The sequence below is a fragment of the Microbacterium sufflavum genome (assembly GCF_023101165.1).
Taxonomy (GTDB): domain Bacteria; phylum Actinomycetota; class Actinomycetes; order Actinomycetales; family Microbacteriaceae; genus Microbacterium; species Microbacterium sufflavum.
Genome location: NZ_CP078076.1, coordinates 220,203 through 245,059, shown reverse-complemented (window position 1 = coordinate 245,059; position 24,857 = coordinate 220,203). Strand labels below are relative to the sequence as shown.

General features: G+C 66.7%; 35 protein-coding genes. 34 read left to right on the top strand and 1 reads right to left on the bottom strand.

Annotation, left to right across the window (positions count from 1 at the left end; translation table 11 throughout):
• Positions 1 to 207: 207 nt before the first annotated feature.
• Positions 208 to 696: a YajQ family cyclic di-GMP-binding protein gene (locus tag KV394_RS01285; protein ID WP_136035747.1), complete on the bottom strand. Its 489-nt coding sequence runs from the start codon at positions 694 to 696 to the stop codon at positions 208 to 210.
• Between the two features lie 189 nt (positions 697 to 885).
• On the opposite strand from KV394_RS01285, the gene KV394_RS01280 reads away from it, so the two are divergent.
• The 34 genes from KV394_RS01280 to KV394_RS01115 all read left to right on the top strand — a co-directional run bounded on the left by KV394_RS01280 (position 886) and on the right by KV394_RS01115 (position 24,856).
• Positions 886 to 2,094, top strand: coding sequence for a sugar ABC transporter substrate-binding protein (locus tag KV394_RS01280; RefSeq protein ID WP_247982084.1), 1,209 nt, complete (start codon positions 886 to 888; stop codon positions 2,092 to 2,094).
• A 72-nt stretch (positions 2,095 to 2,166) separates the two neighbouring features.
• Positions 2,167 to 3,771 (top strand): ABC transporter permease subunit, encoded by a 1,605-nt coding sequence (locus KV394_RS01275; RefSeq protein ID WP_247982083.1) that lies wholly within the window; start codon positions 2,167 to 2,169, stop codon positions 3,769 to 3,771.
• Between the two features lies 1 nt (position 3,772).
• Positions 3,773 to 4,675 carry a sugar ABC transporter permease gene (locus KV394_RS01270; RefSeq protein ID WP_136028866.1) on the top strand — a complete coding sequence of 301 codons (903 nt, stop codon included), beginning with the start codon at positions 3,773 to 3,775 and terminating at the stop codon, positions 4,673 to 4,675.
• 69 nt (positions 4,676 to 4,744) lie between these two features.
• Entirely contained in the window at positions 4,745 to 4,897 is a 153-nt protein-coding gene (locus KV394_RS01265) for a hypothetical protein (RefSeq protein ID WP_168387200.1), read from the top strand.
• A gap of 117 nt (positions 4,898 to 5,014) precedes the next feature.
• Positions 5,015 to 6,157 (top strand): hypothetical protein, encoded by a 1,143-nt coding sequence (locus tag KV394_RS01260; RefSeq protein ID WP_206252863.1) that lies wholly within the window; start codon positions 5,015 to 5,017, stop codon positions 6,155 to 6,157.
• Between the two features lie 65 nt (positions 6,158 to 6,222).
• Complete coding sequence (locus KV394_RS01255) at positions 6,223 to 6,657, top strand: hypothetical protein (protein ID WP_206252865.1); 435 nt, start codon at positions 6,223 to 6,225, stop codon at positions 6,655 to 6,657.
• A gap of 49 nt (positions 6,658 to 6,706) precedes the next feature.
• Positions 6,707 to 7,354: a spermidine/putrescine ABC transporter substrate-binding protein gene (locus KV394_RS01250; protein ID WP_205812819.1), complete on the top strand. Its 648-nt coding sequence runs from the start codon at positions 6,707 to 6,709 to the stop codon at positions 7,352 to 7,354.
• 217 nt (positions 7,355 to 7,571) lie between these two features.
• The gene (gene rpsL, locus KV394_RS01245) at positions 7,572 to 7,940 is read left to right on the top strand and encodes a 30S ribosomal protein S12 (protein ID WP_013584051.1); all 369 of its coding nucleotides are present in this window, start codon (positions 7,572 to 7,574) and stop codon (positions 7,938 to 7,940) included.
• A gap of 5 nt (positions 7,941 to 7,945) precedes the next feature.
• On the top strand, positions 7,946 to 8,416 hold the full coding sequence (rpsG, locus tag KV394_RS01240; RefSeq protein WP_017201608.1) for a 30S ribosomal protein S7: 471 nt from the start codon (positions 7,946 to 7,948) through the stop codon (positions 8,414 to 8,416).
• Positions 8,417 to 8,503: 87 nt separating this feature from the next.
• Positions 8,504 to 10,618: an elongation factor G gene (fusA, locus tag KV394_RS01235; protein ID WP_136028870.1), complete on the top strand. Its 2,115-nt coding sequence runs from the start codon at positions 8,504 to 8,506 to the stop codon at positions 10,616 to 10,618.
• A gap of 148 nt (positions 10,619 to 10,766) precedes the next feature.
• Positions 10,767 to 11,957 (top strand): elongation factor Tu, encoded by a 1,191-nt coding sequence (gene tuf, locus KV394_RS01230; protein ID WP_136028873.1) that lies wholly within the window; start codon positions 10,767 to 10,769, stop codon positions 11,955 to 11,957.
• A 154-nt stretch (positions 11,958 to 12,111) separates the two neighbouring features.
• Positions 12,112 to 12,324, top strand: coding sequence for a hypothetical protein (locus tag KV394_RS01225; RefSeq protein WP_105723378.1), 213 nt, complete (start codon positions 12,112 to 12,114; stop codon positions 12,322 to 12,324).
• Positions 12,325 to 13,165: 841 nt separating this feature from the next.
• The gene (gene rpsJ / locus KV394_RS01220) at positions 13,166 to 13,474 is read left to right on the top strand and encodes a 30S ribosomal protein S10 (RefSeq protein ID WP_017201594.1); all 309 of its coding nucleotides are present in this window, start codon (positions 13,166 to 13,168) and stop codon (positions 13,472 to 13,474) included.
• A gap of 8 nt (positions 13,475 to 13,482) precedes the next feature.
• Complete coding sequence (gene rplC, locus KV394_RS01215) at positions 13,483 to 14,142, top strand: 50S ribosomal protein L3 (protein ID WP_247982082.1); 660 nt, start codon at positions 13,483 to 13,485, stop codon at positions 14,140 to 14,142.
• A 2-nt stretch (positions 14,143 to 14,144) separates the two neighbouring features.
• Positions 14,145 to 14,807, top strand: coding sequence for a 50S ribosomal protein L4 (gene rplD / locus KV394_RS01210; RefSeq protein WP_136028877.1), 663 nt, complete (start codon positions 14,145 to 14,147; stop codon positions 14,805 to 14,807).
• Positions 14,804 to 15,127 (top strand): 50S ribosomal protein L23, encoded by a 324-nt coding sequence (gene rplW / locus KV394_RS01205; protein ID WP_025102406.1) that lies wholly within the window; start codon positions 14,804 to 14,806, stop codon positions 15,125 to 15,127. The genes rplD and rplW overlap by 4 nt, the downstream gene beginning before the upstream one ends.
• A 20-nt stretch (positions 15,128 to 15,147) precedes the next feature.
• Complete coding sequence (gene rplB / locus KV394_RS01200; protein WP_136028879.1) at positions 15,148 to 15,987, top strand: 50S ribosomal protein L2; 840 nt, start codon at positions 15,148 to 15,150, stop codon at positions 15,985 to 15,987.
• A 12-nt stretch (positions 15,988 to 15,999) separates the two neighbouring features.
• Complete coding sequence (gene rpsS / locus KV394_RS01195) at positions 16,000 to 16,281, top strand: 30S ribosomal protein S19 (protein WP_017201589.1); 282 nt, start codon at positions 16,000 to 16,002, stop codon at positions 16,279 to 16,281.
• A gap of 25 nt (positions 16,282 to 16,306) precedes the next feature.
• Positions 16,307 to 16,705, top strand: coding sequence for a 50S ribosomal protein L22 (rplV, locus tag KV394_RS01190; protein ID WP_025102404.1), 399 nt, complete (start codon positions 16,307 to 16,309; stop codon positions 16,703 to 16,705).
• Complete coding sequence (rpsC, locus tag KV394_RS01185) at positions 16,705 to 17,457, top strand: 30S ribosomal protein S3 (protein WP_247982081.1); 753 nt, start codon at positions 16,705 to 16,707, stop codon at positions 17,455 to 17,457. Before rplV ends, rpsC begins: the two co-directional genes overlap by 1 nt.
• Positions 17,457 to 17,876, top strand: coding sequence for a 50S ribosomal protein L16 (gene rplP, locus KV394_RS01180; protein ID WP_025102402.1), 420 nt, complete (start codon positions 17,457 to 17,459; stop codon positions 17,874 to 17,876). Before rpsC ends, rplP begins: the two co-directional genes overlap by 1 nt.
• Entirely contained in the window at positions 17,876 to 18,193 is a 318-nt protein-coding gene (gene rpmC / locus KV394_RS17360; protein ID WP_067121112.1) for a 50S ribosomal protein L29, read from the top strand. Before rplP ends, rpmC begins: the two co-directional genes overlap by 1 nt.
• Positions 18,193 to 18,510, top strand: coding sequence for a 30S ribosomal protein S17 (gene rpsQ, locus KV394_RS01170; RefSeq protein ID WP_136028883.1), 318 nt, complete (start codon positions 18,193 to 18,195; stop codon positions 18,508 to 18,510). The genes rpmC and rpsQ overlap by 1 nt, the downstream gene beginning before the upstream one ends.
• Positions 18,507 to 18,875, top strand: coding sequence for a 50S ribosomal protein L14 (gene rplN / locus KV394_RS01165; protein ID WP_102191664.1), 369 nt, complete (start codon positions 18,507 to 18,509; stop codon positions 18,873 to 18,875). Before rpsQ ends, rplN begins: the two co-directional genes overlap by 4 nt.
• 2 nt (positions 18,876 to 18,877) lie before the next feature.
• Positions 18,878 to 19,237, top strand: coding sequence for a 50S ribosomal protein L24 (rplX, locus tag KV394_RS01160; RefSeq protein WP_136028885.1), 360 nt, complete (start codon positions 18,878 to 18,880; stop codon positions 19,235 to 19,237).
• Positions 19,237 to 19,827 (top strand): 50S ribosomal protein L5, encoded by a 591-nt coding sequence (rplE, locus tag KV394_RS01155; RefSeq protein WP_136028887.1) that lies wholly within the window; start codon positions 19,237 to 19,239, stop codon positions 19,825 to 19,827. Before rplX ends, rplE begins: the two co-directional genes overlap by 1 nt.
• Positions 19,828 to 19,960: 133 nt before the next feature.
• Positions 19,961 to 20,359, top strand: coding sequence for a 30S ribosomal protein S8 (gene rpsH / locus KV394_RS01150; protein WP_136028890.1), 399 nt, complete (start codon positions 19,961 to 19,963; stop codon positions 20,357 to 20,359).
• Positions 20,360 to 20,365: 6 nt separating this feature from the next.
• The gene (rplF, locus tag KV394_RS01145; RefSeq protein ID WP_136028892.1) at positions 20,366 to 20,902 is read left to right on the top strand and encodes a 50S ribosomal protein L6; all 537 of its coding nucleotides are present in this window, start codon (positions 20,366 to 20,368) and stop codon (positions 20,900 to 20,902) included.
• A gap of 2 nt (positions 20,903 to 20,904) precedes the next feature.
• Positions 20,905 to 21,264 (top strand): 50S ribosomal protein L18, encoded by a 360-nt coding sequence (gene rplR / locus KV394_RS01140; RefSeq protein WP_136028894.1) that lies wholly within the window; start codon positions 20,905 to 20,907, stop codon positions 21,262 to 21,264.
• A gap of 20 nt (positions 21,265 to 21,284) precedes the next feature.
• Positions 21,285 to 21,959 carry a 30S ribosomal protein S5 gene (gene rpsE, locus KV394_RS01135; protein ID WP_200838869.1) on the top strand — a complete coding sequence of 225 codons (675 nt, stop codon included), beginning with the start codon at positions 21,285 to 21,287 and terminating at the stop codon, positions 21,957 to 21,959.
• Entirely contained in the window at positions 21,959 to 22,144 is a 186-nt protein-coding gene (gene rpmD / locus KV394_RS01130; protein WP_067121122.1) for a 50S ribosomal protein L30, read from the top strand. Before rpsE ends, rpmD begins: the two co-directional genes overlap by 1 nt.
• Positions 22,144 to 22,779, top strand: coding sequence for a 50S ribosomal protein L15 (gene rplO, locus KV394_RS01125; RefSeq protein WP_136045905.1), 636 nt, complete (start codon positions 22,144 to 22,146; stop codon positions 22,777 to 22,779). Before rpmD ends, rplO begins: the two co-directional genes overlap by 1 nt.
• A gap of 152 nt (positions 22,780 to 22,931) precedes the next feature.
• Positions 22,932 to 24,254, top strand: a complete 1,323-nt coding sequence (gene secY, locus KV394_RS01120) for a preprotein translocase subunit SecY (protein WP_136028899.1) — start codon at positions 22,932 to 22,934, stop codon at positions 24,252 to 24,254.
• Positions 24,251 to 24,856 (top strand): adenylate kinase, encoded by a 606-nt coding sequence (locus KV394_RS01115; protein WP_136045904.1) that lies wholly within the window; start codon positions 24,251 to 24,253, stop codon positions 24,854 to 24,856. Before secY ends, KV394_RS01115 begins: the two co-directional genes overlap by 4 nt.
• Position 24,857 lies beyond the last annotated feature (1 nt).

Below are 24,857 nucleotides of genomic sequence, written 5' to 3'. Positions count from 1 at the left end.
CCTCGTCCCCACGAGAGCGCCTGCGAATCCCGGGCACCTCGTTCCGCGCGGGCGGCGTGCAACGAGGGCGTCCATGGCTCCGACGGATCGGGGCCGCTTCCAGCCTTGGTCAAGCACACCGATATCTCGATATGCGTTGACCGGGGAAAGTCGGAGCGCACGCGAAAGGGGACCCGGCGACGCCGGATCCCCTCTGTGCCGCGCGACCTAGCGGTAGTTGACGAACTGCAGGTCGATGTCGAGGTCGGAGCCCTTCAGGAGAGCGATCACGGCCTGGAGGTCGTCGCGGCTCTTCGACTGCACGCGCAGCTCGTCGCCCTGGATCTGGCTCTTCACGCCCTTGGGTCCCTCGTCGCGGATGATCTTGCCGATCTTCTTCGCGTTCTCCGACGAGATCCCGTCCTTGAGGCTCGAGACGATGCGGAACTCCTTGCCGCTCGCGAACGGCTCGCCCGAGTCCAGGCTCTTCAGGGAGATGCCCCGCTTGATGAGCTTCGACTGGAACACGTCGAGCACGGCCTTCGCGCGCTCCTCCGAGCTCGCCGTGATGAGGACCTGCTCCCCGCTCCATGCGATGGATGCCCCGGTGCCCTTGAAGTCGTAGCGCTGCTCGACCTCTTTCCGTGCCTGGTTCAGGGCGTTCTCGGCCTCCTGATGATCCACTTTCGAGACGATGTCAAAGGAACTGTCAGCCATACAGGCAGTGTATCGAGCAGCCCTCGCGACGACAGGCGTGGAAGCGTTTTCAGTCGGGTGCCGCCCCGCGTGCCCCATCACAGGTTGATATCGACGCTGCTCTCGATTGCGATCCCGCTCCTGATCGATGCATACTGTAAGCGCTTGCAGTCCTTGCAGGTTGAACAGCATTGAGAGAGGCACACACCAATGAAGGTGAACAAGAGGGGCGTGCTCGCCGCGGGCGCGATCGCCATCGTTTCGACTCTGACGCTCGCCGGCTGCTCCGCGGGGACCAGCGGCGGATCCTCCTCCGGCGGCGACGACAGCGGCTCGCTCACGGTCTGGGTCGACGCCGAACGCGTCGACGCCCTCCAGGGTGCGGCCGACGCCTATCAGGACAAGACCGGCGTCAAGGTCGAGCTGGTCGGCAAGTCCGTCGACGACATGAAGGACGACTTCATCCAGCAGGTGCCGACGGGCAAGGGCCCCGACATCGTGATGGGCGCCCACGACTGGCTCGGCGAGCTGTCGACCAATGGCGTCGTCGCCCCGATCGAGCTCGGTGACAGCTCCGAGGACTACCTCCCGGTGGCCCTCCAGGCTGCGACCTACGACGGAACGGTCTACATGCTGCCGTACGCGGTCGAGAACATCGCCGTCCTGCGCAACGCCGACCTCGTGCCCCAGCCGGCCACCAGCTTCGATGACATGGTCTCGAAGCGGAAGTTCGTCGTCGAGCAGGGCACCGAGGGCAACCCGTACCACCTGTACCCGTTCCAGACCGCGTTCGGCGCCCCCGTCTTCGGCACCGACGACAGCGGCAGCTACGACCCGAGCGACCTGCAGCTCGGCAGCGAGGGTGGCTTCGCCTTCGCCGACTGGCTGGGCGCTCAGGGTGCGGCCGGCACGCTCAACACCGACGTGGACGGCGAGATCGCGAAGCAGCAGTTCCTTGACGGCACGGCCGCGTTCTGGCTGACCGGCCCGTGGAACGTGGGTGCGGCCACCGACGCCGGCATCAACGTCGCGATCGACCCGATCCCGAGCCCCACCGGCCAGACCGCCTCCCCGTTCGCGGGCGTGAAGGGCTTCTTCGTGAGCGCCGAGTCGAAGAACAAGGTCGCGGCGAACGACTTCCTCGTCAACTACATCGGCACCGAGGACGTGCAGCTCGAGCTGTTCAAGGCGGGCAACGTGCTGCCCGCCCTCACCGCTGCGGCCGACTCCGCGGCGTCCGACCCGATCATCGCCGGATTCCAGGCCGTGGGTGCCGACGCCGTCCCGATGCCGGCCATCCCCGCGATGGGCGCAGTGTGGCAGTACTGGGGTGTGGCCGAGGCCGCCATCATCAACGGTGCGGACCCGAAGGCGACGTGGCAGAAGCTCGTCGACGACGTGACCGCCGCGATCAAGTAACCGCCGCAACGGCACAGACCCTGCCGGAGCGGGCCGCACCGCCCGCTCCGGCAGGATCATGACGAGGACGACATGACAGACACCGACGAGCGCATCGCGCCTCTGACCAAACGACAGCGCCAAGCCGCCGCCATCGCCGAAGCGGCGTCCCGACCGATCGGCTGGATGCTGCTGAAGATCCTGCTGCTGGCCATCGTCGACGCGATCGCGGTCTATGCGGCCTTCGTGCTCTTCGCGCACCGGGAGTGGCTGATCCTCGCGATCGTCGTCCTGGTGACGATCCTCATCAACTACATCTACTTCTCGCGCCGGCGCGTCCCGGCGAAATACCTGACCCCCGGCATCATCTTCCTCGTCCTCTTCCAGGTGTTCACGCTGCTCTACACCGGGTACATCGGGTTCACGAACTACGGCACCGGCCACAACGGCACCAAGGAGCAGGCGATCTCCTCGCTCCTCGCCTCCGCGCAGGAGCGCGTCGAGGACTCGCCGACCTACCCCGTGACCGTGGTCGAGCAGTTCGGCACCTACGGCTTCCTGGTGACCGACCCCGAGACGGGCGATGCGCTGCTCGGCACGGCCGACGAGCCGCTGCACGAGGTCGACGCCGACTTCCAGGGCGGGCAGGCGGTCGCGGTCGACGGGTGGACCACCCTTCCGCTCGCGACGGTGTTCACGCTGTCCGACCAGCTGGAGCAGCTCTCGGTGCCGTTCAGCGACGACCCGAACGATGGGAGCCTCCGCGCGCCGGACGGGCAGAAGGGCTACCTGTACGTCTCGACGCTCGCGTACGACGCGACGGCCGACACCATCACCGACACGGACACGGGCACCGTGTACCGCGACACGGGGGAGGGTGCGTTCACCGCCGAGAACGGCGATCAGCTCCTTCCCGGCTGGCAGACGACGGTCGGCTTCGACAACTTCGTACGCGCGGTGACGGACTCCTCGATCCGGGGTCCGCTCATCTCGGTCACCGTGTGGACGTTCGTCTTCGCCCTGGTCTCGGTGGCCTCCACGTTCTTCCTCGGGCTGCTACTGGCGCTCGTGTTCAACAACACGCGGATGCGGTTCCGCAACGGCTACCGCATCATCCTGATCCTGCCGTACGCGTTCCCCGCGTTCCTCTCGGCGCTGGTGTGGGCCGGCATGATGAACGAGAGTTTCGGCTTCATCAACCAGGTGCTGTTCGGCGGTGCCGCGATCCCGTGGCTCACCGATCCCGTGCTGGCGAAGGTATCGGTGCTCCTGGTGAACCTGTGGCTCGGGTTCCCGTACATGTTCCTGGTGTGCATGGGCGCGCTGCAGGGCATCCCGGAGGACGTGAACGAGGCGGCCGTCATGGACGGGGCGAACGCCTGGCAGATCTTCCGGCGCATCAAGCTCCCCCTGCTGCTGGTGACGGTGGCCCCGCTGCTGATCTCGTCGTTCGCGTTCAACTTCAACAACTTCAACCTGATCTACATGCTGACCAAGGGGGGTCCCCGGTTCAGCGACGTGTCGATCCCGGTCGGCCACACCGACATCCTCATCTCGATGGTCTACAAGGTCGCCTTCACCGGACAGACCCGCGACTACGGACTCGCCTCGGCGTTCACGATCCTGATCTTCATCGTCGTCGCGACGATCTCGATCATCAGCTTCCGCAAGACCAAGGCCCTCGAGGAGCTGAACTGACATGAGCACGACCAGCCCCACCGCCGCCCGTCCGGCTCCGCGCCGCCGCTCGTTCCGCGCCTGGTTCGCCGACACTGGCTGGCGGCACCTCGTCGCGATCGTCGTGAGCGCGTTCGCGCTCTTCCCACTGCTCTACGTGGTCTCGGCCTCGCTGAACCCGAAGGGCACGCTGACCGGTTCGAACCAGCTGTTCTCCGCCATCGGCATCGACAGCTACGTACGCATTCTGAGCGACCCCCAGAACCCCTACGGCACCTGGTTCCTGAACACCCTGCTCATCGCGGTGGTCACCGGCGCAGTGACCGTGTTCATCGGCGCCTGCGCCGCGTATGCCTTCTCGCGCATGCGTTTTGCCGGGCGCCGCGTCGGTCTCGTCACGATTGTGGTGGTGCAGATGTTCCCGCAGCTGCTCGCGGTCGTCGCGATCTTCCTGCTCATGTCGACCATCGGCGACTGGTTCCCGGCGATCGGGTTGAACACCCATACCGGGCTGATCCTGGTCTACCTCGGCGGAGCGCTCGGGGTGAACACGTATCTGATGTACGGCTTCTTCAACACGATCCCCAAGGAGATCGACGAGGCGGCGCGCATCGACGGTGCGGGTCACGCACGCATCTTCTTCACGATCATCCTGCGCCTCGTCGCGCCCATCCTGGCCGTGGTCGGGCTGCTGTCATTCATCGGCACGGTCAACGAGTACGTCATCGCGAGCGTCATGCTCGTCGACGTCGATCAGCAGACACTCGTGGTCGGGCTCACCAAGCTCGTCGCGAACCCGCGCTACGCGGACTGGTCGGCCTTCAGCGCCGGTGCGGTCATGGCCGCGATCCCGGTGATGATCCTGTTCCTGTTCCTGCAGAAGTACATCGTGGGCGGCCTCACCGCCGGTGCCACGAAGGGCTGAGCCGTCCGGTCGCCCGTCACCTCGGCGTTGCACCCCGGCGGTCGACGGGGCGCGACGTACCCTGGCGACATGGCACGGGTGGGTGGTCGCAGCATCGGGATGAGCTGGGTGGCCGGGGTGATCTGCACCGTGATCATCGGCGGCCTGCTCTGGCTGTCGTTGCCGATGATGCCGGTGCTGGCGCAGTTCTTCGGCGACGCTCTGCGCTCCGCCCTGCCCTGATCCGCGGTTCCCCCCTTCCGCAGGCACCGACCCGGCGACACGTCGGCACGCCTCCGTGAGGGCCTGGACACGCGGCGGTACCCTCGCAGAGCACACATCGATGAGAGGCGCACCCCCATGAGTGATCCCGAGGCTCGTCAGCCCGAGAAGCCGCGCGACGTCGACGACGTCGTCGGTAGCGCGAACGCCGGTCTCGATGCTGCCGCCGCAGCCCGAGCGGACGTCGCCGGCTCCGACGCGGAGGCCGAGGCGGAGCGCACGCCCGCCGACGCGAACCCGGAGCGCCAGCACCCGCCGGTCGACCCCGATCTCGCCGCGTTCGAGGCCGCCGAGCGCGACCACCCCGGCACCTTCAGCTCGACCGCTCCCGCCGCGGGCGCGGTACCCGTCGCCGACCGTGCGGCCGCCGCCGAGCAGCGAGCGGATTCCGACCGGCTCGCCGACGACCGCGGTGCCGAGCGTCTTCCCGCCGACCGGCTCGCGGGCGACCGCCCGGATGACCGCGTCGCGGACGATCGTCGCGACGCCGATGCGACCGCGGCCTTCCCGACTCCCGGGGCGGCCTCCTGGTCGCCACGTCACGAGGAGTCGTCCATGGCGGACACGGCATACGCCCCGCACTCCGACGACGCCGACACACGCATCGTCCCGTCGGAGCCGTACGTCGGGACAGCCGGCGCCGCCGCAGCTCAGCCTCAGCCGATCTTCGTTCAGGCTCCGGAGCCGCCGCGCGACCGCGGAAACCGCGGAACGGCCGGGGCGATCGGCCTCCTGGCGACGGTCGCCTTCGCCATCCTCTACCTCGGCACCGCGGTCGGCCTGCGCGCCATCGCCGGAGACGTCACGGGCGAGAACATCGGCGAGGCCTTCCTCGCGCCGCTGCTCACGTGGGGCTACTGGACCCCGGTCGTCGTGTTCTTCCTGGGCTTCTGGCTCCTCGGCGCGATCATCAACCGCGGCCGCTGGGGCCTCTGGGTGGTGTTCGGCATCATCGTCGGGCTCATCGCGTACGCGGGGCACATCCTCGGACAGCTCTTCGAGGCGCCGTTCTGGAAGCTCACCGCTTCGCAGGGCCTGGAGCTCGCGGGGGAGCAGCTGCTCGCCCCGCTCGCCATCGCTGCCTTCGTGTTCGCCAGGGAGCTGACCATCTGGTTCGGTGCCTGGGTGGCCCGCAGCGGCGCCCGCAAGACGGAGCTGAACGCCGAGGCGCAGCGCGAGTACGAGCGCACCCTCGAAGCCGGCCCGACGCTGGCGAGGTAGTCACGCACGCCACCACGCCGAACCCCCGCGGGCCCGAGTCCGCGGGGGTTTCGCCTGTCCTCGCGGTGGTGCTCGCCTCCATCGGGTTCTTCGCGCTGTCGGTGTTCGGGCTGGGCGCGCTGAGCGTGGCGACGGATCGGGACATCATCGCGGTGGAGGGCCTCGGCCAGGTGCCGGGGGTGGTGGGCATGATCCTGGCGGTGGTCGCGTTCGCTCTGTCGCTCGGCGCGACGCTGCGGCGCCGGCGTCCGTCGTTCGGCTCCGCGCTGGTGATCGCACTCCTCACCGCGCTGGTCCATCTCGCGACGCTGTGGATTGCGGTGCTGGCTGCCGCAGAGAGCCTCATCATCGCGACGGCCGTCGCGGGAGACCTCGTCCGGGGCGGCGCTAGCGCGGTGGTCCTGGTGGCGGCGGCGATCGCGGGCTGGAGCGGTATCGCCCTCCGTCGGACCCGCAGCGAACGTCCGCGATGGCCCTGGGAGCACGACGAGGGGGAGTGACCCCCCGCAAATCCGCGCGGGGAGCGGTGACGCGCCGTACGCTGGTGTCGTGGAGCGCTCACTGGAGACGCAGGTGGACCAGGCCGTCGAGGCGTGGCTGCGCTGGGTGCCGCGCTGGGAGCCGGCCACCCACCGCGGCCGGGTCGCGCCGTGCCGTCGCTGTCTCGGTTCGCCCATCCTCGCCGCGGCCGGGATCGCGGGCGACACACCCCACGGGGTGCAGCACGGGCTGTCGACGCGCATCAAGACGATCGTCGACCACGCGGTCGCGGACTACACGGCCCGCAACCTTCCGATGCTCCAGCGCGAGCTCGACAGCCAAGCGGCCAGGAACAGAGCACGCAGCTACCGCCCGACCGAGGACCTGGCTCCCGAGTTCGAGGGCCTGCCGCTCGACCCGGAGCCGGTTCCCGGCGCACCGTTCCTGTTCACGATCGCCGGTCTCGCCGACGACTCCGCGGCGGAGCTCCCGCCGCTGCCGCCCCTGTCGGAGGAGGCGAAGATCGCGCTACGGCAGGAAGTGGCCCTCGCCGACGAGTACGCGAACCTCATCGGCCGCGAGATCTGCGGCCTGCTGCTGCGCCACCGCGTCTCCATTCAGGCGGCGGTGTCCCAGCACGTCGAACCGCAGATCGAAGCCATGCTCGCCGAACTCACGGAGTCGCTCGACTCCCCGTTCGGCCCCGACGTGAGCTGAGGCGGCGCCGGTCGCCCTCATTTGACCGCGTTGGTTACGCGGCATTACACTTGATCAGGTGTGTGCACGTCCTGACGTGCGCGCTGGGCGTCGGCCCCATGCCGGTCCGCCCCCACGGCATACCCACCACACCAAAAGCTCGCCGGTTCCGGCGTGCCGGTGGGTCATGATGTGAAACCCATCACGCTGTCACCGTGCAGCACTATGAGGAGAGAACGTGCCAACCATTCAGCAGTTGGTTCGCAAGGGTCGCTCGCCCAAGGTCTCGAAGACCAAGGCGCCGGCGCTCAAGTCGAACCCGCAGCAGGCCGGGGTCTGCACCCGCGTCTACACCACCACCCCGAAGAAGCCGAACTCGGCGATGCGCAAGGTCGCCCGTGTGAAGCTCCGCAACGGGACCGAGGTCACCGCGTACATCCCCGGTGAGGGCCACAACCTGCAGGAGCACTCGCTGGTGCTCGTCCGCGGCGGTCGCGTGAAGGACCTCCCCGGTGTGCGTTACAAGATCGTCCGTGGCGCCCTGGACACCCAGGCCGTCAAGAACCGTAAGCAGGCTCGTTCCCGCTACGGCGCGAAGAAGGGTTGAGTTAGATGCCTCGTAAGGGTCCCGCCCCGAAGCGCCCCGTCGTCAACGACCCGGTCTACGGCGCACCGATCGTCACCTCGCTGGTGAACAAGATCCTCGTCGACGGCAAGAAGTCGCTGGCCGAGTCGATCGTCTACGGCGCCCTCCGCGGCGTCGAGGCGAAGAACGGTCAGGACGCCGTCGCCACGCTCAAGAAGGCGCTCGACAACGTGCGCCCCACGCTCGAGGTCCGCAGCCGCCGCGTCGGTGGCTCGACCTACCAGGTTCCGGTCGAGGTCAAGCCGCACCGCGCGAACACCCTCGCGCTGCGCTGGCTCGTGAGCTACGCGAAGGGTCGTCGTGAGAAGACGATGACCGAGCGTCTCCAGAACGAGATCCTGGACGCGTCGAACGGCCTCGGTGCCGCGGTCAAGCGCCGCGAGGACACCCACAAGATGGCCGAGTCGAACCGCGCGTTCGCTCACTACCGCTGGTAATCAGCTCGGCCCGTCCCTCGGCCACCCGCCGAGGGACGGGCACCCCCTCTTCGCAGTACGACTGCTCCAAAAGATAAGGACACTCCTGTGGCACAAGACGTGCTCACGGACCTGAGCAAGGTCCGCAACATCGGCATCATGGCGCACATCGATGCCGGCAAGACCACGACGACCGAGCGCATCCTGTTCTACACGGGCGTCAACCACAAGCTCGGCGAGACGCACGACGGCGCCTCGACCACCGACTGGATGGAGCAGGAGAAGGAGCGCGGCATCACGATCACGTCTGCCGCCGTGACCTGCTTCTGGAACAAGAACCAGATCAACATCATCGACACCCCCGGTCACGTGGACTTCACGGTCGAGGTGGAGCGCTCGCTCCGCGTCCTCGACGGTGCGGTCGCCGTGTTCGACGGCAAGGAGGGCGTGGAGCCCCAGTCCGAGACCGTGTGGCGTCAGGCCGACAAGTACAACGTCCCCCGCATCTGCTTCGTCAACAAGATGGACAAGCTCGGCGCGGACTTCTACTTCACGGTCGACACGATCATCAACCGCCTCGGTGCCAAGCCGCTCGTGCTGCAGCTCCCGATCGGTGCCGAGAACGACTTCGTCGGCGTCATCGACCTCGTGGAGATGCGCGCACTGGTGTGGCCCGGCGACGCCAAGGGTGACGTGACCATGGGCGCCTCGTACGAGGTGCAGGAGATCCCGGCCGACCTCAAGGACAAGGCCGAGGAGTACCGCCAGCAGCTGCTGGAGACGGTCGCGGAGACCGACGAGGAGCTTCTCGAGAAGTTCTTCGGCGGCGAGGAGCTGACGGTCGCAGAGATCAAGGGCGCCATCCGCAAGATGGTCATCGCCAGCGAGATCTACCCGGTGCTCTGCGGCTCGGCGTTCAAGAACCGCGGCGTGCAGCCGATGCTGGACGCCGTCGTCGACTACCTCCCGTCCCCGCTGGACGTGCCCGCCATCGAGGCGCACGACCCGAAGGACGAGGAGAAGATCATCGAGCGTCACCCTGACGCGAAGGACCCGTTCGCGGCCCTGGCCTTCAAGGTCGCCGTGCACCCGTTCTTCGGTCGCCTGACGTACGTGCGCGTCTACTCGGGTGAGCTCGAGTCGGGCGCTCAGGTCATCAACTCGACCAAGGGCAAGAAGGAGCGCATCGGGAAGATCTTCCAGATGCACGCCAACAAGGAGAACCCGGTCGACAAGCTGACCGCCGGCAACATCTACGCCGTGATCGGACTGAAGGACACCACCACCGGTGACACCCTGGCCGACCCGCAGCAGCCGGTCGTGCTCGAGTCGATGACGTTCCCCGAGCCGGTGATCGAGGTCGCCATCGAGCCGAAGACCAAGGCCGACCAGGAGAAGCTGGGTCTCGCCATCCAGAAGCTCGCTGAGGAGGACCCGACCTTCCGCACGGAGCTCAACCCCGAGACCGGTCAGACGACCATCAAGGGCATGGGCGAGCTGCACCTCGACATCCTCGTCGACCGCATGAAGCGCGAGTTCCGCGTCGAGGCGAACGTCGGCAAGCCGCAGGTGGCGTACCGCGAGACGATCCGCAAGGCCGTCGAGAAGCACGACTACACGCACAAGAAGCAGACCGGTGGTTCGGGTCAGTTCGCCAAGATCCAGTTCAACATCGAGCCGCTCGAGCTCGACGGCGAGAAGACGTACGAGTTCGTGAACGCGGTCACGGGTGGCCGCATCCCGCGCGAGTACATCGGCTCGATCGACGCCGGTTTCCAGGACGCGATGAACGTCGGTGTCCTGGCGGGCTACCCGATGGTGGGCGTCAAGGCGACCATCGTCGACGGTGCGGCACACGACGTCGACTCCTCGGAGATGGCGTTCAAGATCGCGGGCTCCATGGGCTTCAAGGAGGCCGCGCGTCGTGCCAACCCCGTGCTGCTCGAGCCGCTGATGGCCGTCGAGGTCCGTACTCCCGAGGAGTACATGGGCGACGTCATCGGTGACCTGAACTCGCGTCGTGGCCAGATCCAGTCGATGGAGGACGCCGCCGGCGTCAAGGTCGTGCGCGCTGCGGTGCCGCTGTCCGAGATGTTCGGCTACATCGGCGACCTGCGTTCGAAGACCTCCGGTCGCGCCGTCTACTCCATGGAGTTCGACAGCTACGCTGAGGTCCCGCGCGCGGTGGCCGACGAGATCGTCCAGAAGGCCAAGGGCGAGTAACACTTCCTGGGAACAGAGCCCGCCGCTCTGTTCCCAGGTCACCTACAACTTCACATTCCCTCTCTACTAAACTGAGAACCTAACCCGTAGAGAACCGGTCGCAAACCAGTGCCCGGCACCTCTACAACGACGTCCTGAGGAGGACCCAGTGGCTAAGGCCAAGTTCGAGCGGACCAAGCCGCACGTCAACATCGGAACGATCGGTCACGTCGACCACGGCAAGACCACGCTCTCCGCAGCGATCTCGAAGGTGCTTGCTGACAAGTACCCGTCCGACACGAACGTGCAGCGTGACTTCGCTTCCATCGACTCGGCGCCGGAAGAGCGCCAGCGTGGTATCACGATCAACATCTCGCACATCGAGTACGAGACCCCGAAGCGCCACTACGCGCACGTCGACGCTCCCGGCCACGCCGACTACGTCAAGAACATGATCACGGGTGCGGCTCAGATGGACGGCGCGATCCTCGTGGTCGCCGCCACCGACGGCCCGATGGCCCAGACGCGCGAGCACGTGCTGCTCGCCAAGCAGGTCGGCGTTCCCTACCTGCTGGTCGCGCTGAACAAGTCGGACGCGGTCGACGACGAGGAGATCCTGGAGCTCGTCGAGCTCGAGGTCCGCGAGCTGCTCGCCGGCCAGGGCTTCGACGAGGACGCTCCTGTCGTCCGCGTCTCCGCTCTCAAGGCTCTCGAGGGCGACGAGAAGTGGACCCAGGCGATCCTGGACCTGATGCAGGCTGTCGACGACAGCGTTCCGGACCCGGAGCGTGACCGTGACAAGCCCTTCCTCATGCCCGTCGAGGACGTCTTCACGATCACCGGTCGTGGCACCGTCGTCACGGGTCGCGCTGAGCGTGGCACGCTGGCCATCAACTCCGAGGTCGAGATCGTGGGTCTGCGTCCGACGCAGAAGACGACCGTCACCGGTATCGAGATGTTCCACAAGCAGCTCGACGAGGCCTGGGCCGGCGAGAACTGTGGTCTGCTCCTCCGCGGCACCAAGCGCGAGGACGTGGAGCGTGGCCAGGTCATCGTGAAGCCGGGTTCGGTCACGCCGCACACCGACTTCGAGGGCACCGCGTACATCCTGTCCAAGGACGAGGGTGGGCGCCACAACCCCTTCTACACGAACTACCGCCCGCAGTTCTACTTCCGCACCACGGACGTCACCGGCGTCATCTCGCTGCCCGAGGGCACCGAGATGGTCATGCCCGGCGACACCACCGACATGACGGTCGAGCTGATCCAGCCGATCGCCATGGAGGAGGGCCTCGGCTTCGCCATCCGTGAGGGTGGTCGTACGGTCGGCGCCGGTACGGTGACGAAGATCATCAAGTAAGCATCTGCTTCCTCGCAAAGGGGTCGGACCTTCGGGTCCGGCCTCTTTGTCGTTTTCCACGCTCTAATCGGGCTTCCGCGGGCGGGGGAGGGCATGCACAATGAGTGTGTCCGGTCTCATCGGCCGGACACACACACCTCCGAAGGGGAGCCACATGGGTATCGACGACGCCGTGAACAAGGGCAAGGACCTGTACGAGCAGAACAAGGACAAGATCGCCGAGGCCGTCAAGAGCGAGCAGGCCGAGGACATCAGCGACAAGGTGCTCGACGGTGTCGCCGACTTCGCCAAGAAGATCGCTCCCGGTGCGGCCGACAAGATCGACGAGATCCGTGACAGCGCGGACAAGGCAGTCGGCAACGAGTAGCCCGAGATCGTTCACGAGCGGCGCTTCCTCCGAGGGGCGCCGCTCTTCTCGTACCCGGACGCTCTGGAATCTCGGCACGCGCGAGCGCGAACTGGCGAACTGACGGAGAGATCGAGTAGGATGATGCAGACCGCCTGGGGATCTTGCGGTCGGGGAAACCGAAGGGGTTCGGTTTCCTGAAGCACGCGGTTCTACCGCGTTCACACTGGGGAAAACGATCTTGGGGATCATCGTGCGACGCGCGCACTCTTTGCGCCAGAGCGTCTCCCCGCCTGCGCGGCGGGTCTTCCGCCGTGCCCTCGGTCGAGGCGTCCGGCGTCCCTTCACGCTGGGCACCTCGCGTTCGGTGTGCCCCCTCGCACTGAACGCCCTCCCCAAGCGGGGCGAGGCATGGGGATGCCTCGCCCCGCGCTCCACTCGGGCCTGAGACGAGCTGCAGACCCTCGCCGAAGAGGGCGGACACGAGGCGCGACACGCCCGGGTTTGCAGAAGTGAAATCGCCCGTGGCAGAATAGACAGGTTCGATATTCCGTCGCCGCTGTGCGTGCGCCGGATCACTGCCAGGGCAGTGCATAGACGGTGCCTCTTCGGAAGCGCAGGGTTCTAGGCCGCGGGCAGCAGAACACAATCCCGACACCTTCATCTCGAGGGCATCGCCGTGCGCGGCGAGGGTCGGGCATCCGTTCGCCTCCGGGCGTCCGGCTGACAGCAGAACAGTGGTGCAGCAGATCGGTTCGCAGAGCCGTTCTCGTGCCGAGGCGCAATCCGCGCCGACGTGCGTCCAATGCCCCAGGGCCACCCGGTCCAGGACGGTACGACGCTTATAGAGAGAGAGCAGACAATGGCGGGACAGAAGATCCGCATTCGCCTGAAGTCGTATGACCACGAGGTCATCGACACGTCCGCACGCAAGATCGTCGACACCGTGACCCGTGCGGGCGCGACCGTCGTCGGACCCGTGCCCCTTCCGACCGAGAAGAACGTCGTGTGCGTCATCCGGTCGCCCCACAAGTACAAGGACAGCCGCGAGCACTTCGAGATGCGCACCCACAAGCGTCTGATCGACATCGTCGACCCGACGCCCAAGGCCGTCGACTCGCTGATGCGCCTCGACCTGCCGGCCGACGTCAACATCGAGATCAAGCTCTGAGGTTCGACATGGCTGACATCAACTCCAAGGTTTCCAAGGGCATGCTGGGCACGAAGCTCGGCATGACCCAGGTATGGAACGAGAACGGCAAGCTCGTTCCCGTCACCGTCATCGAGCTCGCGCCGAACGTGGTCACGCAGATCCGTACGCCCGAGAAGGACGGCTACAACGCCGTGCAGATCGCGTACGGCCAGATCGACCCCCGCAAGGTGAACAAGCCCCTCTCGGCTCACTTCGAGGCAGCCGGCGTCACGCCGCGTCGCCACGTGACCGAGATCCGCACGGCCGACGCCGCCGACTACTCGCTGGGCCAGCAGCTCACGGTGGACGGCACGTTCGAGGCCGGCCAGCTCGTCGACGTCGTCGGCACGAGCAAGGGCAAGGGCACCGCCGGTGTCATGAAGCGCCACAACTTCAAGGGCGTCTCCGCCTCGCACGGTGCGCACCGCAACCACCGCAAGCCCGGTTCGATCGGCGCCTCGTCGACTCCGAGCCGTGTCTTCAAGGGCATGCGCATGGCCGGCCGTATGGGTGGCGAGCGCGTGACCGTCCTCAACCTCACGGTGCACGCCATCGACATCGAGAAGGGTCTGATGCTCGTCAAGGGCGCCGTCCCCGGTGCTCGTGGCCGCATCGTCTACGTCCGCAACGCAGTGAAGGGTGCCTGATCATGGCTGACTCCACTCTCGCGCTCGACGTCCTCAAGGCAGACGGCAAGAAGGCTGGCTCGGTCGAGCTTCCCGCCGCTCTGTTCGACGTCAAGACGAACATCCCGCTCATCCACCAGGTCGTCGTCGCGCAGCTCGCGGCGGCTCGCCAGGGCACGCACTCGACCAAGCGTCGTGGCGAGGTCTCCGGCGCCGGCCGCAAGCCCTTCAAGCAGAAGGGCACGGGTAACGCCCGTCAGGGCTCGATCCGCGCGCCGCACATGACCGGCGGTGGCATCGTCCACGGCCCGAAGCCGCGTGACTACTCGCAGCGCACGCCCAAGAAGATGATCGCGGCCGCCCTCCTCGGCGCGCTCAGCGACCGCTTCCGCGGCGACCGCCTGCACGCGATCGACACGTTCGGCACCGACGGTGCTCCGTCGACCAAGGCCGCCGCGGGCTTCCTCGCCCAGGTCGCCACGTCGAAGAACGTGCTCGTGGTCATCGAGCGCGGCGACGAGCTCGCGCTCAAGAGCCTGCGCAACCTCGGCAACGTGCACCTGCTGTCGTTCGACCAGCTCAACGCCTACGACGTTCTCGTCTCCGACGACATCGTCTTCACCCAGGCCGCGCTCGAGGGCTTCATCGCCTCCAAGTCCGGCGCCAACCAGGAGGTCTCCGCATGAGCGAGCAGGCATCTGTTCTCCAGACGGCCCTGAACAAGGACCCGCGCGACATCATCCTGAAGCCGGTCGTGTCCGAGAAGAGCTACGGGCTCATCGACGAGGGTAAGTACACCTTCCTCGTCGACCCGCGCGCTTCGAAGACCGAGATCAAGCTCGCCATCGAGAAGATCTTCGGTGTCAAGGTCGCGTCGGTCAACACGATCAACCGCGTCGGCAAGGCCCGTCGCACCCGCTTCGGCACGGGCAAGCGCAAGGACACCAAGCGCGCCATCGTGAGCCTGAAGTCGGGCACCATCGACATCTTCACGGCAATCGGCTGATCCGGGGGATAAGGACAATCATGGCTATTCGCAAGTACAAGCCCACGACCCCGGGCCGTCGCGGCTCGTCGGTGGCTGACTTCGCCGAGATCACCCGATCGACGCCGGAGAAGTCGCTGCTGCGCCCGCTCTCGAAGACCGGTGGTCGCAACAACCAGGGCCGCATCACGACCCGTCACATCGGTGGTGGCCACAAGCGCCAGTACCGCGTCATCGACTTCCGTCGCAATGACAAGGACGGCGTGAACGCCCGTGTCGCTCACATCGAGTACGACCCCAACCGCACCGCGCGCATCGCGCTCCTGCACTACTTCGACGGCGAGAAGCGCTACATCCTCGCGCCGGCGAAGCTGAACCAGGGCGACATCGTCGAGTCGGGCCCCGCGGCGGACATCAAGCCGGGAAACAACCTCCCGCTGAAGAACATCCCCACGGGTACCGTCATCCACGCCATCGAGCTCCGCCCCGGCGGCGGCGCGAAGATGGCGCGCTCGGCCGGTGCATCCGTCCGCCTCGTGGCGAAGGACGGCCCCTACGCCCAGCTGCGTCTGCCCTCCGGCGAGATCCGCAACGTCGATGCGCGCTGCCGCGCGACCATCGGCGAGGTTGGCAACGCCGAGCAGTCGAACATCAACTGGGGCAAGGCCGGCCGTATGCGCTGGAAGGGCGTCCGCCCGACCGTCCGTGGTGTCGCGATGAACCCGGTCGACCACCCGCACGGTGGTGGTGAGGGCAAGACGTCCGGTGGTCGTCACCCGGTCTCCCCGTGGGGTCAGGCCGAGGGTCGCACCCGTCACGCCAACAAGGAAAGCGACAAGTACATCGTGCGTCGTCGCAACGCCGGCAAGAAGCGCAAGTAGGAGTAAGAGAAGATGCCTCGCAGTCTTAAGAAGGGCCCCTTCGTCGACGAGCACCTGCTTCGCAAGGTGGTCGTGCAGAACGAAGCCGGCACCAAGAACGTCATCAAGACCTGGTCCCGTCGGTCCATGATCATCCCGGCCATGCTGGGTCACACGATCGCGGTCCACGACGGACGCAAGCACATCCCCGTGTTCGTGTCCGAGACCATGGTCGGTCACAAGCTGGGCGAGTTCGCGCCCACCCGCACCTTCCGCGGCCACGAGAAGGACGACAAGAAGGGCCGTCGCCGCTGACGCGGGGACGATAGAGGAGAGAGAAATGGTGGAGTCCATCGCACGCGTGCGACACATCCGCGTGACCCCTCAGAAGGCTCGTCGTGTCGTCGCGCTCATCAAGGGCAAGCAGGCCCAGGAAGCTCTCGCGATCTTGAAGTTCGCGCAGCAGAGCGCCAGTGAGCCGATCTACAAGCTTGTCGCGTCGGCCATGGCCAACGCGCAGGTCAAGGCGGATCGTGACGGCGAGTACCTCGACGAGCAGGACCTGTACGTGAAGAACGCGTACGTGGACGAGGGCACGACGCTCAAGCGTTTCCAGCCCCGTGCACAGGGTCGCGCTTTCCAGATCAAGAAGCGCACGAGCCACATCACGGTCGTGCTCTCGACGCCGGAGGCGGCTCCTGCCGCGGCCGGCGACAGCAACAAGAAGGCGAGCAAGTAATGGGACAGAAGGTCAACCCGTACGGCTTCCGCCTCGGCATCACCACGGACCACGTGTCGCGCTGGTTCTCCGACTCGACGAAGCCGGGTCAGCGTTACGCCGACTACGTGGCCGAGGACATCAAGGTCCGTCGCCTGCTGCAGACGCAGCTCGACCGTGCCGGCGTCTCGAACATCGAGATCGAGCGCACCCGTGACCGCGTCCGCGTCGACATCCACACCGCCCGCCCGGGCATCGTGATCGGTCGTCGTGGTGCAGAGGCCGAGCGCATCCGCGGCGACCTCGAGAAGCTCACGGGCAAGCAGATCCAGCTGAACATCCTCGAGGTCAAGAACCCCGAGGCCGACGCTCAGCTGGTCGCGCAGGGCATCGCCGAGCAGCTCTCTGCTCGTGTGGCGTTCCGTCGCGCGATGCGCAAGGGTCTGCAGGGCGCTCAGCGCGCCGGCGCCAAGGGCATCCGCATCCAGGTCTCGGGCCGTCTCGGCGGCGCTGAGATGAGCCGCTCGGAGTTCTACCGCGAGGGTCGTGTGCCGCTGCACACGCTGCGCGCGAACATCGACTACGGCTTCTACGAGGCCAAGACCACCTTCGGCCGCATCGGCGTGAAGGTGTGGATCTACAAGGGCGACCTCACCGCCAAGGAGCTCGCACGCGAGCAGGCCAACGCGCCGAAGTCGCGCCGCGACGACCGTGGTGACCGCCGCCGTGCCCCGCGCAACGAGGCACCTGTTGCAGAAGGAGCTTCGGCATAATGCTCATCCCCCGTAAGGTCAAGTACCGCAAGCAGCACCACCCGGGTCGCTCGGGTCAGGCCACCGGCGGCACGAAGGTCTCCTTCGGCGAGTTCGGCATCCAGGCCCTCACGCCCGCGTACGTGACGAACCGTCAGATCGAGTCCGCTCGTATCGCGATGACCCGTCACATCAAGCGTGGCGGCAAGGTGTGGATCAACATCTACCCGGACCGTCCGCTCACGAAGAAGCCGGCCGAGACCCGCATGGGTTCCGGTAAGGGTTCCCCCGAGTGGTGGGTCGCCAACGTCAAGCCGGGCCGTGTCCTCTTCGAGGTCGCGGGTGTCGACGAGCAGCTCGCTCGCGAGGCACTGACCCGTGCAATCCACAAGCTGCCGCTCAAGGCACGCATCATCAAGCGCGAGGAGGGCGACGCGTAATGGCGATCGGCACCAAGGAGCTCGCTCCGGCAGAGCTCGACACGTTCGAAGACCAGCGCCTCGTTGAGGAGCTGCGCAAGGCCAAGGAGGAGCTGTTCAACCTCCGTTTCCAGTCGGCCACCGGCCAGCTGGAGAGCCACGGCCGCATCCGCGCCGTCAAGCGCGACATCGCGCGCCTGTACACCGTGATCCGCGAGCGTGAGCTGGGCATCCGTGCGACGCCCGCTCCGGTCGAGGCTCCCGCGAAGAAGGCGACCAAGTCGAAGGCGAAGAAGGCGGACGCCGCCGACGACGCCGTGAAGGAAGAGGCTGAGTGATGGCCACCAAGAAGGAAGCTGCCGTCGAGGTTGAGCACGCCGCTCACGACGTGCGCGACGCGGACGCCCGCGGGTACCGCAAGGCCCGTCGCGGCTACGTCGTCAGCGACAAGATGGACAAGACCATCGTCGTCGAGGTGGAGGACCGCGTGAAGCACCCGCTTTACGGCAAGGTCATCCGCCGCACGTCGAAGGTCAAGGCGCACGATGAGGCGAACACCGCCGGCATCGGCGACCTGGTCCTGATCAACGAGACCCGCCCGCTGAGCGCCACGAAGCGCTGGCGCCTGGTGGAGATTCTGGAGAAGGCCAAGTGATTCAGCAGGAGTCCCGACTCAAGGTCGCCGACAACACCGGCGCCAAGGAGCTGCTCACGATCCGCGTTCTCGGTGGTTCGCGCCGCCGCTACGCGGGCCTGGGCGACACCATCGTCGCGACCGTCAAGGACGCGATCCCCGGTGGCAACGTCAAGAAGGGCGACGTCGTCAAGGCGGTCATCGTCCGCACCAAGAAGGAGGTCCGTCGTCCGGACGGCTCCTACATCAAGTTCGACGAGAACGCCGCCGTCATCCTGAAGAACGACGGGGAGCCCCGCGGCACCCGTATCTTCGGCCCGGTCGGCCGTGAGCTTCGCGACAAGAAGTTCATGAAGATCGTCTCGCTGGCACCGGAGGTCATCTGATCATGGCGAAGATCAAGAAGGGCGACCTGGTTCAGGTCATCTCGGGCGCCAAGCCCGAGCGTGGTGGCGACCGCGGCAAGCAGGGCAAGGTGCTCGACATCCTCGTCGAGCAGAACCGTGTCGTCGTCGAGGGCGTCAACTACGTCACCAAGCACACCCGCGTCGGTCAGACGCAGCGTGGCACCAAGACGGGTGGCCTCGAGACCGTCGAGGCGCCCATCCACATCTCGAACGTCGCACTCGTCGACCCCTCGACCAAGAAGCCGACCAAGGTCGGCCACCGGGTCGAGGAGCAGACCAAGGACGGCGTCAAGCGCACCGTCCGCGTGCGGTACGCGAAGAAGAGCGGTAAGGACCTCTGATGGCAACGACCGACGCTGCGGTGGCTGGCAAGATCCAGCCCCGCCTGAAGGCGAAGTACAACGCCGAGATCAAGAAGGCTCTGCAGGACGAGTTCGGCTACTCGAACGTCATGCAGATCCCCGGCCTGGTCAAGGTGGTCGTGAACACCGGTGTCGGCGAGGCGGCTCGCGACAGCAAGGTGATCGATGGTGCGGTCGAGGACCTCACCCGCATCACCGGTCAGAAGCCGATCGTCACGAAGGCTCGCAAGTCGATCGCGCAGTTCAAGCTGCGTGAGGGACAGGCCATCGGCGCGCACGTCACCCTCCGCGGTGACCGCGCGTGGGAGTTCGTGGACCGTCTGGTGTCGCTCGCTCTGCCCCGCATCCGCGACTTCCGCGGTCTGTCGGCCAAGCAGTTCGACGGCAACGGCAACTACACGTTCGGTCTCCAGGAGCAGAGCGTGTTCCACGAGATCGATCAGGACAAGATCGACCGCGTCCGGGGCTTCGACATCACCGTCGTGACCTCGGCGAAGACGGACGACGAGGGCCGCGCGCTTCTGCGTCACCTCGGCTTCCCGTTCCGCGCGGACGACGCTCAGGCGTAACACCGTCGACGGGCTCAGTGGTCTCGTGTCACTGAGCCCGTCGATGTGCACGTACAATTGAAGATTGCGTGCTCATCGCAGGCCGTCTGTCGTGTAACGGCAGCCGGAACCTCATGAACGAAAGTAGACAACCATGACAATGACAGACCCGGTCGCAGACATGCTGACCCGTCTGCGCAACGCGAACTCGGCGCACCACGACTCCGTGACCCTGCCGTCGAGCAAGCTCAAGACGCACATCGCGGAGATCCTCCAGCAGGAGGGCTACATCGCCGGTTGGGAGACGTCCGACGCGCGCGTGGGCAAGAACCTCACGCTGACGCTGAAGTACGGCCCGAACCGCGAGCGCTCCATCGCGGGCATCAAGCGCGTGTCGAAGCCCGGCCTTCGCGTGTACGCGAAGTCCACCGAGATCCCCACGGTCCTCGGCGGCCTCGGCGTGGCCATCCTGTCCACCTCCTCCGGTCTCCTCACGGACCGCCAGGCTGAGCAGAAGGGCGTGGGCGGAGAAGTTCTCGCCTACGTGTGGTAATCCGAAATGTCGCGTATTGGACGACTTCCCATCGACGTTCCCGCGGGCGTGACCGTTTCGGTCGACGGCCGTGAGGTCGCGGTGAAGGGCCCCAAGGGTGAGCTCACCCTCACGGTGGCCAGCCCCATCGAGGTGTCGGTCGAGGAGAACCAGGTTCTCGTCACCCGCCCCGACGACGAGCGCGAGTCCCGGTCGCTTCACGGCCTGACCCGCACGCTCATCAACAACAACATCATCGGCGTGACCCAGGGCTACTCCAAGGGTCTCGAGGTCGTCGGCACCGGCTACCGCGTGCAGCAGAAGGGCAGCTCGGTCGAGTTCGCCCTCGGCTTCTCGCACCCGGTCCTGATCGACCCGCCCGCCGGCATCACGCTCACGGTCGAGGGCACGAACAAGCTCACCGTCAGCGGGATCGACAAGCAGGCCGTCGGTGAGGCGGCTGCGAACATCCGCAAGATCCGCAAGCCCGAGCCGTACAAGGGCAAGGGTGTGCGCTACGCCGGCGAGGTCGTGCGTCGCAAGGCCGGAAAGGCTGGTAAGTAACCATGGCTGTGAAGTCGAAGTCCGACGCCCGCGCGCGTCGTCACGCCCGTCTTCGCAAGAAGATCGTGGGCACCGAGGCGCGTCCGCGTCTCGTCGTCAACCGTTCGGCGCGTCACGTCTTCGTGCAGCTCGTCGACGACAGCAAGGGTCACACGGTCGCGTCGGCATCGACGCTCGAGACCGACCTGCGCTCGCTCGAGGGCGACAAGACCGCCAAGGCTCGCAAGGTCGGCGAGCTGCTCGCCGAGCGTGCGAAGGCTGCCGGCGTTTCCGAGGCTGTGTTCGACCGTGGCGGCAACCGCTACGCGGGTCGTGTCGCCGCCATCGCCGACGGCGCCCGTGAAGGGGGTCTGGCACTGTGAGTGACAACAAGGAGAACGAAGTGACCGAAGCGGCAGCTGCCACTTCCGAGACGGCCGCCGGCACCACGCAGGCTGAGCCGACTCGTGACCAGCGGGACGGCCGCCGCGGCGGACGTGACCGCAACCAGGGCGGCCGCGACCGCAACTCGCGCGACCGCGGCGACAACCAGTTCCTGGAGCGCGTCGTCACCATCAACCGCGTCTCGAAGGTCGTGAAGGGTGGTCGTCGCTTCAGCTTCACCGCTCTCGTGGTCGTCGGTGACGGCAACGGTCTGGTGGGCGTCGGCTACGGCAAGGCCCGCGAGGTCCCCCTGGCGATCTCGAAGGGTGTCGAAGAGGCCAAGCGCAACTTCTTCCGCGTGCCCCGCGTCGGCAGCACCATCCCGCACCCCGTGCAGGGTGAGTCGGCCGCCGGTGTCGTGCTGCTGCGTCCGGCCGCTGCCGGTACCGGTGTGATCGCCGGTGGTCCGGTCCGCGCCGTGCTCGAGTGCGCTGGTATCCACGACGTGCTGTCCAAGTCGCTCGGCTCGTCGAACACGATCAACATCGTGCACGCGACGGTCACCGCCCTGAAGGAGCTCGAGGAGCCCCGCGCCGTCGCCGCACGTCGTGGTCTCGAGTTCGACCAGGTCGCCCCGGCGCGTCTCGTGCGTGCCGAGGCCGAGGCCATCGCTGCACAGAAGGTAGGTGCCTGATGGCCGCGCGACTCAAGGTCACGCAGATCAAGTCCAAGGTGAGCGAGAAGCAGAACCAGCGCGACACGCTGCGCAGCCTCGGTCTCAAGCGGATCGGTGACAGCACCGTCCGCCCCGACGACGCGCAGACGCGCGGCTACGTCAAGACCGTCGCCCACCTCGTCAAGGTTGAGGAGATCGACTAATGGCTGAGAAGAACGACGCCGCCGTCGAGGCCGAGAAGGCCCCGAAGAAGGCTGCCGCTCCCAAGGCTGCTGCTGAGAAGAAGCCCGCTGCGAAGAAGGCGCCGGCCAAGACGGCCGCCTCCGACGCGAAGGCCGACGCCGCCGCGAAGCCGGTTGCGAAGAAGGCCGCGCCGAAGAAGGACGCTCCTGCGTCCCGCCCCGGCGTGCTCAAGGTGCACCACCTGCGTCCGGTCCCCGGCGCCAACACCGCCAAGACTCGTGTGGGTCGCGGTGAGGGCTCGAAGGGCAAGACCGCCGGTCGGGGCACGAAGGGCACGAAGGCCCGCAACACCGTGCGCGTCGGCTTCGAGGGTGGGCAGATGCCGCTGCACATGCGCACCCCGAAGCTGCGCGGGTTCAAGAACCCGTTCCGCGTCGAGTACCAGGTCGTGAACCTGGAGAAGCTCGCGGAGCTCTACCCCCAGGGCGGCGACGTGACCGTCAGCGACCTGGTGGCCAAGGGTGCGGTCCGCAAGAACGAGAAGGTCAAGGTTCTCGGCAACGGCGACATCGCCGTGAAGCTCACCGTCGCGGTCGACAAGGTCTCGGGTTCCGCCGAGCAGAAGATCGTGGCTGCGGGCGGATCCGTCAAGTAACCACCGCAGAAGAGGGGTCGGAGATTCTCCGGCCCCTCTTCTGATTCGGCCGGCGGGCACGCGGCGACGCCGCAATCGCAGACCTCGGAGTGAGTTACCCTGGTCTTTCAGCCGTCCTTCAGGGACCGGCAACCTTTTCAGGAGGAACGTCCTTGTTTAGCGCCATCGCGCGGATCTTCCGCACGCCCGACCTGCGTCGGAAGATCGGTTTCACGCTCGCCATCATCGCGATCTACCGACTCGGCTCGAACGTCCCCGCGCCGTTCGTGAACTTCCCGAACGTCGAGGAGTGCCTCGCGGCCAACACCGGCACCGAGGGCCTGCTCGGACTGGTCAACCTCTTCTCCGGCGGCGCGCTGCTGCAGCTGTCGATCTTCGCCCTCGGCGTGATGCCGTACATCACCGCGACGATCATCACGCAGCTCCTCCGCGTCGTCATCCCGCACTTCGAGGCGCTGCACAAGGAGGGTCAGGCCGGACAGGCGAAGCTGACCCAGTACACGCGGTACCTCACGATCGCGCTCGCGCTGCTGCAGTCGACGACGCTCGTCACGGTCGCCCGCAGCGGTCAGCTGTTCGGCGCGACCGACATCGCGGCCTGCCAGCAGCTGCTCACGAACGACGTGTGGTGGGCGCAGCTGCTCATCATCATGGCGATGACCGCCGGTACCGGCCTCATCATGTGGTTCGCGGAGCTCGTGACCGAGCGCGGCATCGGCAACGGCATGTCGCTGCTGATCTTCACCTCGATCGCCGCCACCTTCCCGGGCGCCATGAGCATCATCTGGCAGACGAAGGGCTTCGAGATCTTCCTGCTCGTGCTCGTGGTCGGCATCATCGTGATGGGCCTGGTGGTGTTCGTCGAACAGTCGCAGCGCCGCATCCCGGTGCAGTACGCCAAGCGGATGGTGGGCCGGCGCACGTACGGCGGCACGAACACGTACATCCCGATCAAGGTGAACATGGCGGGTGTGATCCCCGTGATCTTCGCGTCGTCGCTGCTGTACATCCCCGCGCTGATCGCGCAGTTCAACACCCCGCAGGACGGCTCGACGCCGCCCGCCTGGGTGAGCTGGGTCACGGCGAACTTCACGAGCGGCAACAGCCCGATCTACATGATCGCCTACTTCCTGCTGATCATCGGGTTCACCTACTTCTACGTCGCGATCACGTTCAACCCGGTCGAGGTCGCCGACAACATGAAGAAGTACGGCGGCTTCATCCCCGGCATCCGCGCGGGTCGCCCGACGGCCGAGTACCTCGACTACGTGCTCACCCGCATCACGCTGCCCGGCTCGCTCTACTTGGGTCTGATCGCGCTGATCCCGCTGATCGCCCTCGCCACGGTCGGTGCCAACCAGAACTTCCCGTTCGGTGGCGCGTCGATCCTCATCATCGTCGGCGTCGGACTGGAGACGGTCAAGCAGATCGACGCCCAGCTGCAGCAGCGACACTACGAAGGGCTTCTCCGATGACAGCATCCGCACGTCTTCTCATCGTCGGTCCGCAGGGTTCCGGCAAGGGCACGCAGGGTGTGCGCATCGCCGAGTCCTACGGCATCCCGGTCGTCTCGACCGGAGACATCTTCCGCGCGAACATCAAGGAGGGGACGGCACTCGGCCAGCAGGTCACGGCCATCCTCGACAAGGGCGACCTCGTGCCGGACGAGCTGACGAGCGAGATCGTGCGCGACCGGCTGAGCCAGGAGGATGCCGCGAACGGCTTCCTGCTCGATGGTTACCCCCGGAACACGGCTCAGGTCGAGCACCTCGACGCGTTCCTGGAGGGCCGGGGGGAGGCGCTCGACGCCGTGATCCTGCTCGACGTCCCGCGCGAGGAGAGCATCGCGCGTCTCGCGCTCCGTGCCGCGGAGCAGGGGCGTTCGGACGACACGGACGAGGCCATCGCACACCGCCTGGACATCTACGAGAACGAGACGGCCCCGATCATCGAGGTCTACAGCGCGCGCGGGATCGTCGACCGCATCGACGGCGTCGGCTCGCTCGAGGAGATCACCGAGCGCATCGCTGCAGCACTCTCCGCGAGGGGTCTGCGCTCCGCGGCCTCCGCAGCCTGAG

What these genes read in the sequence shown, in the direction of transcription:
- KV394_RS01275 (WP_247982083.1), top strand. Translation starts at nt 2,167, where the DNA reads ATGACAGACACCGACGAGCGCATCGCGCCTCTGACCAAACGACAGCGC.
- rplC (WP_247982082.1), top strand. Translation starts at nt 13,483, where the DNA reads ATGGCTGACATCAACTCCAAGGTTTCCAAGGGCATGCTGGGCACGAAG.
- KV394_RS01260 (WP_206252863.1), top strand. Translation starts at nt 5,015, where the DNA reads ATGAGTGATCCCGAGGCTCGTCAGCCCGAGAAGCCGCGCGACGTCGAC.
- rpsJ (WP_017201594.1), top strand. Translation starts at nt 13,166, where the DNA reads ATGGCGGGACAGAAGATCCGCATTCGCCTGAAGTCGTATGACCACGAG.
- rplD (WP_136028877.1), top strand. Translation starts at nt 14,145, where the DNA reads ATGGCTGACTCCACTCTCGCGCTCGACGTCCTCAAGGCAGACGGCAAG.
- rplF (WP_136028892.1), top strand. Translation starts at nt 20,366, where the DNA reads ATGTCGCGTATTGGACGACTTCCCATCGACGTTCCCGCGGGCGTGACC.
- rplE (WP_136028887.1), top strand. Translation starts at nt 19,237, where the DNA reads ATGGCAACGACCGACGCTGCGGTGGCTGGCAAGATCCAGCCCCGCCTG.
- rpmD (WP_067121122.1), top strand. Translation starts at nt 21,959, where the DNA reads ATGGCCGCGCGACTCAAGGTCACGCAGATCAAGTCCAAGGTGAGCGAG.
- rpsG (WP_017201608.1), top strand. Translation starts at nt 7,946, where the DNA reads ATGCCTCGTAAGGGTCCCGCCCCGAAGCGCCCCGTCGTCAACGACCCG.
- KV394_RS01285 (WP_136035747.1), bottom strand. Translation starts at nt 696, where the DNA reads ATGGCTGACAGTTCCTTTGACATCGTCTCGAAAGTGGATCATCAGGAG.
- KV394_RS01280 (WP_247982084.1), top strand. Translation starts at nt 886, where the DNA reads ATGAAGGTGAACAAGAGGGGCGTGCTCGCCGCGGGCGCGATCGCCATC.
- KV394_RS01225 (WP_105723378.1), top strand. Translation starts at nt 12,112, where the DNA reads ATGGGTATCGACGACGCCGTGAACAAGGGCAAGGACCTGTACGAGCAG.
- rplB (WP_136028879.1), top strand. Translation starts at nt 15,148, where the DNA reads ATGGCTATTCGCAAGTACAAGCCCACGACCCCGGGCCGTCGCGGCTCG.
- rplO (WP_136045905.1), top strand. Translation starts at nt 22,144, where the DNA reads ATGGCTGAGAAGAACGACGCCGCCGTCGAGGCCGAGAAGGCCCCGAAG.
- rplP (WP_025102402.1), top strand. Translation starts at nt 17,457, where the DNA reads ATGCTCATCCCCCGTAAGGTCAAGTACCGCAAGCAGCACCACCCGGGT.
- KV394_RS01270 (WP_136028866.1), top strand. Translation starts at nt 3,773, where the DNA reads ATGAGCACGACCAGCCCCACCGCCGCCCGTCCGGCTCCGCGCCGCCGC.
- rpmC (WP_067121112.1), top strand. Translation starts at nt 17,876, where the DNA reads ATGGCGATCGGCACCAAGGAGCTCGCTCCGGCAGAGCTCGACACGTTC.
- rplX (WP_136028885.1), top strand. Translation starts at nt 18,878, where the DNA reads ATGGCGAAGATCAAGAAGGGCGACCTGGTTCAGGTCATCTCGGGCGCC.
- rplR (WP_136028894.1), top strand. Translation starts at nt 20,905, where the DNA reads ATGGCTGTGAAGTCGAAGTCCGACGCCCGCGCGCGTCGTCACGCCCGT.
- rpsH (WP_136028890.1), top strand. Translation starts at nt 19,961, where the DNA reads ATGACAATGACAGACCCGGTCGCAGACATGCTGACCCGTCTGCGCAAC.
- rpsS (WP_017201589.1), top strand. Translation starts at nt 16,000, where the DNA reads ATGCCTCGCAGTCTTAAGAAGGGCCCCTTCGTCGACGAGCACCTGCTT.
- KV394_RS01115 (WP_136045904.1), top strand. Translation starts at nt 24,251, where the DNA reads ATGACAGCATCCGCACGTCTTCTCATCGTCGGTCCGCAGGGTTCCGGC.
- rpsQ (WP_136028883.1), top strand. Translation starts at nt 18,193, where the DNA reads ATGGCCACCAAGAAGGAAGCTGCCGTCGAGGTTGAGCACGCCGCTCAC.
- KV394_RS01265 (WP_168387200.1), top strand. Translation starts at nt 4,745, where the DNA reads ATGGCACGGGTGGGTGGTCGCAGCATCGGGATGAGCTGGGTGGCCGGG.
- rpsC (WP_247982081.1), top strand. Translation starts at nt 16,705, where the DNA reads ATGGGACAGAAGGTCAACCCGTACGGCTTCCGCCTCGGCATCACCACG.
- rplW (WP_025102406.1), top strand. Translation starts at nt 14,804, where the DNA reads ATGAGCGAGCAGGCATCTGTTCTCCAGACGGCCCTGAACAAGGACCCG.
- rplV (WP_025102404.1), top strand. Translation starts at nt 16,307, where the DNA reads ATGGTGGAGTCCATCGCACGCGTGCGACACATCCGCGTGACCCCTCAG.